The sequence below is a fragment of the Clostridium sp. KNHs216 genome, assembly GCF_006714885.1.
Lineage (GTDB): Bacteria > Bacillota > Clostridia > Oscillospirales > Acutalibacteraceae > Caproiciproducens.
Window position 1 is genome coordinate 1,368,466 of sequence record NZ_VFMF01000001.1, and the last position, 12,792, is coordinate 1,381,257.

Genomic DNA, 12,792 nt, shown 5'->3' on the forward strand with positions numbered 1-12,792 from the left:
TGTTTTTCGTTATTCCCGGATGATCTGCATCCCGTTTACGCGGGCATAGTCCCAGGCTTCGGAAGAAATGATGCTGTCGGCCGCCACCCGCATGACAAGAATACTGTCGTTGTTCAGCAGTGCCAGATCCCTTGCCGTCACAATTTCCCGTCCCGTTCCGCCCGACCGTTTCCGCCGCGGACACGGCTGCACGGCAGGCGCCTCGGCGGACGCCGCGTCCGTCGTTTCGCCCAGCACGCTGTCCTCCAGCTGACTCAGCGGGCAGAAAATCACGCCAGATTCCTTCAGAAAATTGACCTTCTCCAGCATCATGTTGTAGTAAACCGCCGGGGCCGTCCTCTTATAATCGAACAGCTCGACTTCTTCCTCAACCGCGAAGACGGTCTTCCCTTTTAAAATAGCCTGAACCGCCGCTTTCGAGTACGGAGTGTCCTCCGTTCCGCCAGCGATCCGGACCAGCATATCGTTCGTCAGGTTGAAAAGGACGACCGCCGAAAATTCGTCCACGGAACAGCCGTATTCGCCCTTCAGGGCACATTCCGTCCGGTAGCGGGCCGTCAGCCGCCCGCTCTCCAGCATCCGGTGGCACCCGGTACTGTGGTCGTGCTTCTGCGTCAATATCAGAAGGCCGGGCTTTGTATGGTTTCCCCCCTGCATCTCCATAGCTCCTCCTATCCTCTACCTGCTTTCGCAATTCATCGCGATACCCGCCGGAGTGATCAGGAACGGATAATGGGGTTTGATCGTCTGAATTCCCGTTTCCTTCTCAAACACCTTTTCAATATCCGTCATGCAGCAGGTACCACCGCAGAGATAGATTGCCTGTGTATCGTCTTTTTTGATGTATTTCCTGACAATCGCCGCCATTTTTTCAAGGACAGCCTTGATCACCGGGAAAATTTCACGGTGGCGCGCGTAATCCAGCTTGATTTGCTCGGCTTCTTCAAAGGAAATGTGCATATTTCCCGCCAGAACCAGCGTCAGATGGGTTCCCCCCGTCGGTTCGTCCTCGATTTCGGCCACCTTGCCGTCCTTGAAGATGGCAAGCCCGGTCGTCCCGCCGCCGATATCCACGACAACGCCGTCGCTGATCTGAAAAACGGAATTTGCCGCCGTCGGCTCATCCAGCACGTTGACCACCTCCAGCCCCGCGCCCTCCGCCACATAAATGTGGGTTTTGGTGCTGGACTGAGTCCCCGCGGGCATAGCGATCGCGCAGTGGGTTAGTTCCCTGCCCAGGCGTTCCTCGAGCTTCGCTTTCAGCTCCTTGACGATGCGCTGCGCTCCGAGATAATCCACGACCACGCCGTCCCTCAGGACGCGCGCCGCCTTTTTTTCACACGCGACGGGATTGTTATCCTCATCCAAAACGACGAGGACGATGTATGCGGTGCCAAGGTCGACGCCGACCTTCAATTTATCGCCGACGGGCTGAAAGGTTTTGGTCTCGGACTCCTCCACCCGCGCCATATAGCTGTCCACTCTGTCTAAATCCATCATATACAGGCCGCCTTTCCGCTTTTTCATGCTTCTCATTTAAAACCGCTCTTGCCGGTCAGACTCCTGAAAACAATCAACATCACACAGCGGAACAGGTTTCCTTTGCGGTTGGGGGCCGCAGCATAACCGAACGCCGCGGCCCCCAACGGATTCTATCTGTGATTTGTTTGCCTGAGACTAATCCCGCGTCAGCATATTTTAAATTCCGTGTTGGGTTGTGATTGATGAGAGTGTCGAAAAACTGTCAGGCGTCGAGAAATCGTGCAGCCAGCGCAGTAAGCAAACTTGTTTTACCGTTTTGCGGCCACGCGACTTTATCGACAGCCTGATTTATAATCCTTTGGAAAAATCTCTGATGTGGAACGCGTCCGACAAAACGCATCTGCGCTTTCTGCAGAAGGATTTCGCGCTGGTCAGGCCCTCGCCGGTCGGCCCCGCGATGGTAAAGGTGGTATGTCCCTCGCCGCCGACGCCGATACCCGCGTAGGACGGGGCGTTCTTGACAAAGATGGTGGTCTGCAAGAGCTTTGCCATCTTGGTCAGCTTATCGACATTTTTGGAGTGCATCATGGCGGTGTGGCGGTTGCCTCTTTCCGCGATCAGTGCAAGGTCGATCGCCTCGTCTACGTTTCTCGTCCGGACGATCGGCAGAATCGGCATCATCAGTTCCTCCATCACGAACGGATGGTCCTTCGGCGTTTCCATGATGATGACCTTGACCTCCGGCCCGGCCTGAATCCCGATTTTATCAAGGATATAAACGGCGCTCTTGCCGACAAAGGACGTTTTCGGCCCGCCGCCTTCCTTCCTGACCAGATCGGCAAGCTTCTGAATCACGGCGGGATCGGTAACCTGATAGGCGCCGTTTTCCTTCATGCTGCGGATCAGCTCATCGGTGATCCGGTCGACCGCAATGACCTCTTTCTCCGCGATGCAGGGAAGGTTGTTGTCAAAGCTGCAGCCGTTGACAATATCGATCGCCGCTTTTTTGATGTCCGCTGTTTCGTCGACCACGACGGGTGGATTTCCCGCGCCGGCCCCGATGGCCTTTTTCCCGGTGGACATGACAAGCTTGACGATTCCCGGGCCGCCTGTGGCGACCAGCATTCTGATTTTCGGATGCTTCATCATAACGTTGGTATTTTCAATGGACGGCTCCATGACGGTAACGATCAAGTTCTTCGGCGCGCCGGCTTCTTCCAGCGCCCTGTTGATCATGGTGACCAGCCTGATGGTAACGTCTTTTGCCCGCGGGTGCGGGCTGAACACAATCGAATTCCCCGCCGCAAGCATCCCAATGGAGTTGCAGATAATGGTTTCCGTCGGGTTGGTCGCGGGCGTGATCGCGCCGATGACCCCGAACGGGCAATATTCCACGAGGGTAAGGCCGTCGTCTCCGGACAGGGCCGTTGTTTCCAAATCCTCAATGCCGGGTGATTTTTCCGCGGCAAGCCTGTTTTTGATTAATTTGTGTGGGTAATTCCCCATTCCGGTTTCTTCCACGGCCAGCCGGGAGATCAGTTCCAGATTTTCCTGTTTCAGGACCACGTCCCGCAGGGTCTGGACATATTTCTGCCTTTCGGCCATCGAACAGAACAAGTACTGCTTTTGGGCAATATCACAGGCGTCGATCGCCTCTTCCATGGTATTGAAAATCCCGTAAGCTCCGCCCTTTTCTTCCTTTTTGATTTCGGCAGCGGCGGTTTTTTCCGCTTTGCCCGCGTCAATTTCGTTCAGTACCTGTTTGACCATTTTTTCAATTAAATTCGCATCTATATCCATCGATTTTCCACCCCTTATTCATCAATAGCACAATATAGGACATCTGCCCTGCTCCATCCGCTTATGCGCGGGGGTTCGGCGCTTTGATCTTCCGCAGAATGACAAAGTCGTCGTTCTTTAACGCGCACGCGTTTGCCTCATCCAAATCCACATGCATTTCCAGCGAGGATTTCTCGGAAACCCGCACAAGGACATTCCCAAGAACGCATCTGCGCTCCCCGCAGGTCTCCACCTCCACGATCTCCTTATCCTTTACGCCCATTTTCGCCGCCTGCCCGGGGGTCATATGGACGTGCCTGAGCGCCACAATGGTGCCGCAGGGCAGCGTAATGCTCCCTTTCGGCCCAATCAGCTCCAGTCCCGGCGTATGGTCCAGCCTTCCCGATTCCCTGATCGGGGCCCTGACCCCCAGACGGAATCCGTCGGCCAGGGAAATTTCGACCTGACTCGCTTTTCTCAGCGGTCCCAAAATACGCACATTCTGAAATTCACCCTTCGGTCCGCGGATATTGACCGTTTCTTTCGCCGCAAACTGACCGGGCTGCTTCAGCGTTTTCATATGCGTCAGCTGGTAACCCGGGCCGAATAATTTTTCCAGATCGCTTTGGTTCAGATGCACATGGCGGTTTGACACGCCAACCGGAATTTTGCAGTTTTCCAGATTCTGAATCTTTTCAACGACCAGTTTTGCAATTGTTTCAAGGACATCCGTTTGCATCTCTGTATCAGCCACCTTCTGCTTGATCTGACGGTTTCTGTTCAATCCCGGCCTACCGGCCTTCGGTTGATTCGGTTGGGCGGAACATATTTCATCATAGGGGAAGCCTCCTTTGGAATGATTGTTCACAAAATAGAAATCGACTCTTCGGTTCAATTACAAATCAGCCTTGCGGCCGATTGAATTGCTTTTTCCTGCAGCAGCTGCACTTTGTCAAGCTTTTCCCACTGAAAATCCTGATCCTCACGGCCAAAGTGCCCGTACGCCGCGGTCTTTAAAAACTGGGGTTTCCGAAGCTTCAGCTGCTCCAAAATATCGGCTACGGAAAAGGAGAAGGTCTCCCTGACTGCGGAATCAATATATTTCTTTTTGATCCGCTCCGTGCCGAACGTGTTGATGGTGACGGCAACGGGATCGGCCATGCCGATCGCGTAGGCCAGCGCCACTTCGCATCTTCTGGCCAGCTTTGCCGCGACGATATTTTTCGCCGCGTAGCGGGCCATATAGGCCGCCGAACGGTCCACCTTTGTCGGGTCCTTTCCGGAAAAGGCGCCGCCGCCGTGCTTGCCGACCCCGCCGTAGGTGTCGACCATGATCTTGCGGCCGGTCAGCCCTACGTCCGCCGCCGGGCCGCCGATGACAAAGCGGCCGGTCTGATTAATGTAGATTTTGGTTTCGCTGTTCATCCATTTGGGGTCTACCTCGCTCCGGATGACTTTATGTAAAATGGTGTTGTAGACGGTTTCATGGTCGACGTCCGCCTCGTGCTGCGCGGACACGACGATCCCGGTAAGACAGAGGGGTTCCCCCTCTGCGCTGTATTTCATGGTTACCTGGCTTTTTCCGTCCGGGTACAGCCAGGGAACGGTTCCGTCCTTTCGGACCTGCGCAAGCTTCATGACCAGCCGGTGCGCCAGATCGATGGTCACCGGCATGTAGTGCTCCGTTTCGTCACACGCGTAGCCGAACATCATCCCCTGATCCCCCGCGCCGAAAACTTTCTTTCCGCAATCCGCCGTCCGTGAAGCGTCCACTCCCCGGGCGATATCCGGCGACTGGGAAGTGATGTTGGTCAGGATGACGGCGTTTTGGCAGTCAAAGCCGGTGCAGGGACGCGTGTAGCCGATCTTTTTCACGATTTCCCTTGCGACGCCGGGAACGTCCACCTTTGCTTTGGACGTTACCTCGCCCGCAATCATAACCGTGCCGGGTGAAATCATGGTCTCCAAAGCTACCCGGGACTCCGGGTCCTTCGCCAGATACGCATCCAATATCCCATCTGAAATCTGATCGCATATTTTGTCCGGATGCCCTTCCGTGACAGATTCCGATGTTACCAAATACTCATCCATTCTCTCTTCCCTACCTTGATTTCAAAGCGTTGTCCTGTTCCAGCGCCAGTGATTTCTTATACTGGAACACGGTCACATGCTCATATTTTTTAAAGACTTTGCTGAAATAGCTGCTCTCGTTATAGCCAAGGCGGAACGCAACGTCGATAATGTTTAGGTCGGTAAAGGAAAAATACCCTTTTGCGATGGTCAGTTTCCGCATATGCAGATATTCAATGACGCTTACCCCCATCTGCTGCATAAAGATGCGGCTCAGGTACCCCTGACTGATATTGCAGTGGTCCACAATTTGATTCAGGCCGATATCCTTCTTGATGTTTTCATCAATGTAGCGGAACACGGATTCCAGCACCTTGTACTTTTTAATGCTGACCTGCTGGAAAATGTAATTCATGACATTGAACAGCCAGAATTCCAGGCTCTTTTTTTCGGAGAGCAGAACCTCCGTCATCGGGAACAGTTCTTCGCATTTTGTCTGCCCCTCATTCAGCCAGTCCAGCATGCTCATCAGGCTCTGTCCCAGCTTCATAAACGTGGCTTTCAGCTGTTCGGTGTCACTGCCCGTATCGGAGTAAATTTCATTCACGATCTGCGGAATCTGGTAGTACATTTTTTTGAAATCTTTTTCTTTGAGGATGGAGAAAAGGGAGTCCGTCTGCTTTCCGTATTTTTTATGGGATTCCGAGTAGCCGTCCAGCAAGCTCTTAATGAGGGTCCCGGTAACCGGCTTTGAAATATATTCCCGGACCTCCGCTTTCAAAGCCTCGCGCGCAAACTCAAAATTGTTATAGGCGGAAACAATATAAATTGTGATGTTGTGGTTGTTCGTATAAATCTGTTTGCTCGCTTCGATCCCGGAGATTCCCGGCATCATAATATCCATAAATACAATATCGATTTTTTCCGTTTTGCAAACCTCTACGGCGTCCTCTCCATTGGCAACAGTGCGCACGACAGTAAAGCCACTCACGTCGGATACCATGATCCGCATGGCTTCTCTCATCAGTTCTTCATCATCAGCAATCATTACCCGATACATTTACAGTACCTTTTCATCAAAGTTTTTTGGATATTTAATCAGACACTTTGTTCCGCTTTTCTCGCTGTATTGCATAACAACGTCGTACTGCGGGCCAAAGGAACTGACCAGCCTCTGTCTGATACTGGAGATCCCCGTTTCTATGGTATCTCCTTCGTAACCGCCTTCTTTATACGATTTGAACCTCTGCGAAATTTTTTCCTCGTTCAGTCCCAGACCGCTGTCCTCTATGGAAATGACCACGTCGCTGTCCATATAGGAAACCGAGATGCGCACGGTGCCGCCTTCCCGCTTCTGGTCAATTCCGTAAAAAACCGCCTTTTCCACAAAGGGAAGAACAATAACTTTCGGGATCCGCTGCATATGTATATTTTCCGCAATATCAATGGAATAGTTCAGCCGCTCTCCCAGCCGGACCTTCTGTATTTTCAGATACCGTTCAATATTTTCCATTTCATCCGCTACGGAGATGGAATTTTTGGTATTGATAAGGTTATACCGTAAGAACTCCGCAAACAGCGTCACCATTTCATTGGTCTTTGGGGCGCTTTCAATGACCGCCAGATTGGAAATGGAGTTCAGGCACCGGAATAAAAAGGAGGGATTCATCTGTGACTGCAGCGCGCTCAGCTCGGCGTTCTTCAGGCTGTACTCCAGCTCCATTCTCTTTCGCTTCTCGCTCAAGCTTTCCATTTCCTTGTTCAAAGATTCCTTGAGCATCAGCCTTGACAGTTCCTTTTCGCCAAGCTGATTGACAATCAGAGAAATCATGTCCGCTATATTGACAAACTGCTGGTAAGACATTTCCTGTATTTCATTGAACAGGTCGCTCTTGCTGACTTTATAGTCCTCCGCGTGGTGCATCACGGTTTCCAGCCTGCATACACTCGGAGGGGCGTCGCTGCACCTTTTCTGCCCCCCGATAAAGCCTCCGAGGTAGTGCCCCCGGACGATAATCGGGATGGCGACCTCCATCAGCCCGCAGGGACAGAAATACACCGAAGTTTTCTGTGTCACCGCGGCCTGGATCGCGCCGAACGCATCGGAGGACCAGCAAAGGCGTTTTTCTCCTTCATTCCTCCTGATTTCACGGCAAAATTTGGTGAAAGAGGTCATTTCCGTGACCGGTTCCCCCTTAAAATCCACCGTGACAAACGCCAGGCCCGTCGCTTTGGAAATTTTTTCCTGGATATCTTCTAGCTTCTCTTTCCCAAAAAGATGGTTGATATCGAAATTGTTGAACACACTGTCTTCATCCTGCACCAAATCTTTAATTTTGGTATTTAAGAACTCATCCATGAAAGCAACCTCCTAAATCAAGAATATACTACTCTAATATACCACACTGCCCATATTATATAATATATTCTTTGACTTGGGGGATTTTTAGTGTATTTTTTTCAATAATGTTTCGACATCCTGCACTGTTATTCCCCTTGGGTTCATTGGAGTACATCCGTCCTGCACCGCATTTTGGGCCACATAATGGACATATTGGTCGAAAGTTTCTTGCGATACACCGCACTCGCTGAGGGTGAGCGGCATATTCATCAGCTTTTTCAGGGAAGTGATGCAGGCGAGAAGAACCGCTACGGCAAGCTTGGGGTCTGCGCTTCTTTCCACCATACCCGTCCGGTAGGCCATCTGCGCATATTTGGCAGCGACCCGGTCGTCCAGGCTGTTGAACAGAATCACTTCATTGAGCAGAAGGGCGTTTGCAAGCCCGTGCGTAATATGGAAGGTTCCCCCCACCTGATGCGCGATGCTGTGGCTCATGCCAAGTCCCGCGATGCTGAACGCGATGCCCGCCAGGCTGGAAGCCAGAAGCATTTCCACCCTTGCCTGCTCGTCGTCGCCGTGACGGTAGCACTGCAGGAGCGATCTCATAATCAACTCCACGGCTTTTTCGGCCATTGCGTCCGTGTAAACGCTGGCTCCCTTTGCCACATAGGCCTCCATCGCGTGGGTCATAACGTCCATGCCGGTGTTCGCCGTAATTTCCGGCGGAAGCGACAGCGTCAGCTTTGCGTCGAGAATCGCTTCGTCGGGATAGATGCTGTCGTCGAAAAAGATATGTTTTTTCTTGGTTTCGTGGTCCACCACGACCGTTGCTGCCGTTACCTCCGAGCCCGTTCCGCTTGTGGTCGGAATCGCGATCAACGGTACGCCGGCGGCAAGCTTCATCTCCCGCGCAAAATAGAGGATTCCCTTCGCGGTGTCAATAGCGGAGCCTCCGCCGAATGCGATCATGACCTCGGGCCGGAACTGTTTCAAAATCGCGACCCCTTTCCCGATGACGGTCAGGGGCGTATCGGGCAGAACCCCGTTAAATAGTTTTACCTCGTTGCTGTTGTCGATTACCTCCAGTACTTTCCGGATGCTCCCGTTTTCAATCAGGAACCGGTCGCAGATGATCCAGATTCTTTTTCCCGTGATGTCCGCGAGATGTTCCAGCGAGTTTTCCCCGTAATAAATCTTGGTTCTCAGATAGATACGTTCCAATTTCATCCCCGCTTTCTAACGAATGGTAAAGGCGTCCATCAGCGTGCATCTTCTCCTTCTTGCGAAATGCCTTGCGGTCGTGGTTCCCTCCCCGGTGATCGTCGCAATGGTAAAGCTGGTGTCACCCTCCCCATTGTACCCAATCCCGGCCAGAGAAGAGCCGTTTTTCACGAAGACGGAGGTCTGCATTTTCTTTGCCGCCCGGTTCAGCCGTTCAATGGACTGGGAGTGGATGGTCGCGGTATGGCGGAACCCCTGTTCGATTTCAAAGGCGGTTTCCAGCGCTTCGTCGAAGTCGGCCACCCTGACAAGGGGGACGACCGGCATCAGCATTTCCAGCGTAACGAACGGATGATGCTGAATGGTGTCGACCACGATCAGCCGGACGGTTTCACTGCAGGGGATTTTGGCCGCCTTTAAAATTTCATTGGCGCTTTTGCCTTCAAACGCTTTGTTGATGCCCATGTCCTGTGTGACGGTCACGGAGGTCAGCTTCAGCATGTCTTCCTCGTTATGGATATAGTAAACGTTGTTTTTCTTGAGCTCTTCCACAAATTCATCCGCGGCGGCCGCGACAATCACGATGCTTTTTTCCGAGATGCACATGACGTTGTTGTCGAAGGAAGCACCCTCGACGATGTCCCTTGCCGCCTGCTTTAGATCAGCCGTTTCGTCGACGATGGCGGTCGGATTCCCCGGCCCCGCGCCGATCACTTTTTTGCCGCTGGCAAGCGCCTCTCTCAAAACGCCGCTGCCGCCCGTAGTCACCACCATGGAGATATCGGGATGCGTCATCAGCTCGCGAGTCACCGCCATGGAGGTATCCCCCAGCGTGACGACCAGATTGTCGATGCCGCAGGTATCCCGGATGGCGACGTTGATCATTTCCGTGACAAACTGGGAAACCTTGATGGCTCTGGGATGCGGGACATGCACGACGGCATTTCCCGCGGCGAGCAGGCCGATGGTATTGTTAATGAGTGTGGCGCACGGATTGGTGCAGGGATGCACGGCGCAGACGACGCCGTAGGAGGACAGTTCATACAGGGTCATCCCGCTGTCTCCCGTTTTCACCTCGGTGATCAGATCCTCTACGCCGGGTGTTTTCCGGATGGCCAGAAGGAGCTTTTTGACCTTATCCTCCACATTGCCCATTCCGGTTTCTTCCGCCGTCATTTCAGCGATTACATTCACCAGCGGCAAAAGCTCTTCTTTGATCGCATCGATGACTTCCTGACGTTCATTCAGCGTAAGCCTGGAATACTGGGTGTAGGCTCCCTGCGCTACCGCGACGGCGTCATTTACCGAACGGAAGACCCCGCTTCTCACCATATCGCTGCAGGTCAGGTATTTCTTCACCAGTTCTCCAATTTGCGCAGTATTCATCTTAACCTCTCCTTCGCCTGATTTCTCAGGCTTTCAGTTAAATAAATTCAGGATATGACACTGCCTGTTTCTAAATATCCATCGTATCAATAATTCCTACAATGGCCATGTCAACGGAGACATTATGCTTTTGAACACGCACGGCCGACCCGGAGCAGACCAGGACATACTCCCCGATGCCCGCCCCCACATAATCGGCGGCAACCTCTTCGGAGCCGATGTTGCGCTTCTGGGAATCAATTTTCTGAATAATCATCAGCTTGAAACCGACCAGAGATTCTTCCTTCCGCGTCGCAACAACATTGCCCACCACTTTTGCCATATAAATGGTAATCACAATCCTTTCCTGACCTTAGTTCTTAAGGATTATTTCTCTTTTTTGGCCCTCGGCTTTCTGGGAGTCTGTTTGGCGGTCCCCTTTTCTTTCACTACCGTGTTTTTGGGGCCGGTGCTTCCCGCTGCAGCGGATTTTCCCCTCCCCGTTCTGCCGGACGGTTTGGCTTTGGCATCCGGCTGGGAAACGGCCGGTTCGTCCGCTGCGGAAACAGCAGGCGGATCCTGCGGCTTTTCTTCCTTTGCCGGGAATTCAGCAGGGGCTTCCCATTCCGTCTTTGCCTGCGTCTGAATCGTTTCCGGCACCGGCGCGGGGATTTCCTGTTCCGGGACAACCGCTTCCGGTTCGGGCAGAGGGACTTCTTCCACGGACAAAACCGTTTCCGGCTCCGTCAGAACAGCTTCCTGTGCGGGAACTGCAGCCTCTTCCTGTGCGGGCTCCGGCGGGACAGGTTCTTCTGTCTGCGGTACGGCGGGCTCCCCGAGAGGCTCTTCTGGCTTCTCTTCCGGAATTTCCGGCGCTGCAGAAACTTCCGGCTCCGGCTCCGGTTCGGGCTCCGGCGTCTTCGGCGCGGGAGGTTCCGGATGATCCGGCGGTGTTGTTCCGTCCTCTTTTTTCTCAGTCTGACAAAATACTCTTTCAACGCTGTCCGCAGGTCTGGGAATCACTTTGGAAGAAATATAGTGCTGGAAGGTCTCGCCGACTTGCTTGCCCGCGCTGACGGCGGCATTTACGGCTGCCACATCGCCCGTGATCTTCACGGTAATCCAGCCGTGCCCTCTTGCTTTTTCGATCTGGATAATCGTCACGTCCGCTGTTTTCACCATGGTGTCCGCTACCAGAACGGCCGTTGCCAGTCCCCGTATTTCTATTAACCCCAATGCGTTTTTCATTTTGTCACCTTACTTCTTTTTTTCTTCTGAAAATATATAAAATGTAAACAAAATCAAATTTGATTACCTGATTTTCCGCTTTTCAAATTACTGTCCGACGATTTCAATGCCCAGCCGGGACGCTTTCTCCTCCGCCAGAGCGGTCAGAAGATCACCCGGGCGCAGCACAATCCGTCCTTCCTGCGCAAACCTGTCGATATCGCCTTCCGTAATCACTTTCCGCCCGCTGTCCGCGCGCGGCGTCAGCTGGACTCGTGTGATTCCGGGATTTCCGGGAACCGGTTTTCCGTCAAAAAGTTCCTCTTTGATTTCAATGCCGTACTGAGCGATGATTTTGTAATATTCCCGTATTCTGGCGGCATACGCCGCGGGTTCCTTCCTCGTAAGCGATTCCAGACCCGATTTCAGCAGCACGATTTTCTGCCCGTTCGCCATGCAGCTCTGTACCCATTTTGTCTCGAAGGTATCGCCGATGCACAGCGCGGTTTTGACTACAAGCTCTCTCGAAGCGGCCGGGAAAACGGTCGGACCGTCCGGCAGCTTTGCCAGATCGGCTTCCTCCTGCCTGAGAATGGTGCCGCAGCCTTCGCATTCCCTGAGCTTTTTCATGTGGTAGTCGTTTGTCATGGAAGGGGGAATCACCGTAACGACCCGGTATTCGCGCCGGTCCCTCAGCTTTTCAAAAAAGGAACGGTATTCCTCTCTCCATCCTTCGGTAAGGATGACATACAGTTTCTGTTCGGGTACGGAGGAATTGGGCAACAAATTTTCGGCCTGCATTTTCTGTATCACCTTCAGGATGATCTGATACAGATTGTTTTCATTGATTTCCACGGTACCCCTCCTTTGCTTTCCAGAGCTTTTGATCCTGACTAATGAAAAGGCGGTCATGATAGGAAGGAATCAGGGAAGAGCATTCCCCGACCCTTCCGTACCATTAACGCCCTACACCGTCACGTGTGGAAGAAGAATTGAGTGGTGATGAATTAGTCCATATGAGGGATAATTTTCTCAGTGTCCGAATGAGGACGGGGAATGACGTGGATGGAGACCACTTCGCCGACCATTTTGGCGGAAGCCGCTCCGGCGTCCGTCGCGGCCTTGACGGCCCCGACGTCTCCGCGTACCATTACCGTTACCAGTCCGGAACCGATCTTTTCGTAGCCGACCAGGGTGACGTTTGCCGCCTTGACCATGGCATCGGCTGCTTCAATTGCCGGTACGAGTCCATGTGTTTCGATCATACCCAGTGCATCAGAGTTCATGTGTAAACCTCCTTCATTGTA

13 protein-coding genes are annotated in these 12,792 nt (G+C 52.8%); all 13 read right to left on the reverse strand.

Annotated features, from left to right (window positions below):
- Window positions 1-9: 9 nt before the first annotated feature.
- A complete protein-coding gene (locus LY85_RS06570) occupies window positions 10-663 on the reverse strand; it encodes a hypothetical protein (protein ID WP_141825973.1) in 654 nt (217 codons plus the stop codon).
- Window positions 664-678: 15 nt separating this feature from the next.
- Entirely contained in the window at window positions 679-1,500 is an 822-nt protein-coding gene (gene eutJ / locus LY85_RS06575) for an ethanolamine utilization protein EutJ (protein WP_141825974.1), read from the reverse strand.
- Window positions 1,501-1,830: 330 nt separating this feature from the next.
- Window positions 1,831-3,282, reverse strand: a complete 1,452-nt coding sequence (locus LY85_RS06580) for an aldehyde dehydrogenase family protein (protein WP_141825975.1) — start codon at window positions 3,280-3,282, stop codon at window positions 1,831-1,833.
- 61 nt (window positions 3,283-3,343) lie between these two features.
- The gene (locus LY85_RS06585) at window positions 3,344-4,000 is read right to left on the reverse strand and encodes a phosphate propanoyltransferase (RefSeq protein ID WP_141828002.1); all 657 of its coding nucleotides are present in this window, start codon (window positions 3,998-4,000) and stop codon (window positions 3,344-3,346) included.
- 152 nt (window positions 4,001-4,152) lie between these two features.
- Window positions 4,153-5,352: a methionine adenosyltransferase gene (gene metK, locus LY85_RS06590; RefSeq protein ID WP_141825976.1), complete on the reverse strand. Its 1,200-nt coding sequence runs from the start codon at window positions 5,350-5,352 to the stop codon at window positions 4,153-4,155.
- A gap of 10 nt (window positions 5,353-5,362) precedes the next feature.
- Window positions 5,363-6,391: a response regulator gene (locus LY85_RS06595; RefSeq protein WP_038325415.1), complete on the reverse strand. Its 1,029-nt coding sequence runs from the start codon at window positions 6,389-6,391 to the stop codon at window positions 5,363-5,365.
- On the reverse strand, window positions 6,392-7,690 hold the full coding sequence (locus LY85_RS06600) for a PocR ligand-binding domain-containing protein (RefSeq protein ID WP_141825977.1): 1,299 nt from the start codon (window positions 7,688-7,690) through the stop codon (window positions 6,392-6,394). It abuts the gene before it with no gap.
- An 87-nt stretch (window positions 7,691-7,777) separates the two neighbouring features.
- Window positions 7,778-8,893 carry a 1-propanol dehydrogenase PduQ gene (locus LY85_RS06605; protein WP_243122498.1) on the reverse strand — a complete coding sequence of 372 codons (1,116 nt, stop codon included), beginning with the start codon at window positions 8,891-8,893 and terminating at the stop codon, window positions 7,778-7,780.
- A 15-nt stretch (window positions 8,894-8,908) separates the two neighbouring features.
- Window positions 8,909-10,279: an aldehyde dehydrogenase family protein gene (locus tag LY85_RS06610; protein ID WP_141825979.1), complete on the reverse strand. Its 1,371-nt coding sequence runs from the start codon at window positions 10,277-10,279 to the stop codon at window positions 8,909-8,911.
- Window positions 10,280-10,349: 70 nt separating this feature from the next.
- Window positions 10,350-10,616: a EutN/CcmL family microcompartment protein gene (locus tag LY85_RS06615; protein ID WP_347562417.1), complete on the reverse strand. Its 267-nt coding sequence runs from the start codon at window positions 10,614-10,616 to the stop codon at window positions 10,350-10,352.
- Between the two features lie 29 nt (window positions 10,617-10,645).
- Window positions 10,646-11,506 carry a BMC domain-containing protein gene (locus LY85_RS06620; protein ID WP_141825980.1) on the reverse strand — a complete coding sequence of 287 codons (861 nt, stop codon included), beginning with the start codon at window positions 11,504-11,506 and terminating at the stop codon, window positions 10,646-10,648.
- 87 nt (window positions 11,507-11,593) lie between these two features.
- Window positions 11,594-12,340: a hypothetical protein gene (locus LY85_RS06625; protein ID WP_141825981.1), complete on the reverse strand. Its 747-nt coding sequence runs from the start codon at window positions 12,338-12,340 to the stop codon at window positions 11,594-11,596.
- Between the two features lie 152 nt (window positions 12,341-12,492).
- Window positions 12,493-12,771, reverse strand: a complete 279-nt coding sequence (locus tag LY85_RS06630) for a BMC domain-containing protein (protein WP_141825982.1) — start codon at window positions 12,769-12,771, stop codon at window positions 12,493-12,495.
- Window positions 12,772-12,792 lie beyond the last annotated feature (21 nt).

What these genes read in the sequence shown, in the direction of transcription:
- LY85_RS06570 (WP_141825973.1), bottom strand. Translation starts at nt 663, where the DNA reads ATGGAGATGCAGGGGGGAAACCATACAAAGCCCGGCCTTCTGATATTG.
- LY85_RS06610 (WP_141825979.1), bottom strand. Translation starts at nt 10,279, where the DNA reads ATGAATACTGCGCAAATTGGAGAACTGGTGAAGAAATACCTGACCTGC.
- LY85_RS06585 (WP_141828002.1), bottom strand. Translation starts at nt 4,000, where the DNA reads ATGCAAACGGATGTCCTTGAAACAATTGCAAAACTGGTCGTTGAAAAG.
- LY85_RS06580 (WP_141825975.1), bottom strand. Translation starts at nt 3,282, where the DNA reads ATGGATATAGATGCGAATTTAATTGAAAAAATGGTCAAACAGGTACTG.
- metK (WP_141825976.1), bottom strand. Translation starts at nt 5,352, where the DNA reads ATGGATGAGTATTTGGTAACATCGGAATCTGTCACGGAAGGGCATCCG.
- LY85_RS06595 (WP_038325415.1), bottom strand. Translation starts at nt 6,391, where the DNA reads ATGTATCGGGTAATGATTGCTGATGATGAAGAACTGATGAGAGAAGCC.
- LY85_RS06620 (WP_141825980.1), bottom strand. Translation starts at nt 11,506, where the DNA reads ATGAAAAACGCATTGGGGTTAATAGAAATACGGGGACTGGCAACGGCC.
- eutJ (WP_141825974.1), bottom strand. Translation starts at nt 1,500, where the DNA reads ATGATGGATTTAGACAGAGTGGACAGCTATATGGCGCGGGTGGAGGAG.
- LY85_RS06630 (WP_141825982.1), bottom strand. Translation starts at nt 12,771, where the DNA reads ATGAACTCTGATGCACTGGGTATGATCGAAACACATGGACTCGTACCG.
- LY85_RS06600 (WP_141825977.1), bottom strand. Translation starts at nt 7,690, where the DNA reads ATGGATGAGTTCTTAAATACCAAAATTAAAGATTTGGTGCAGGATGAA.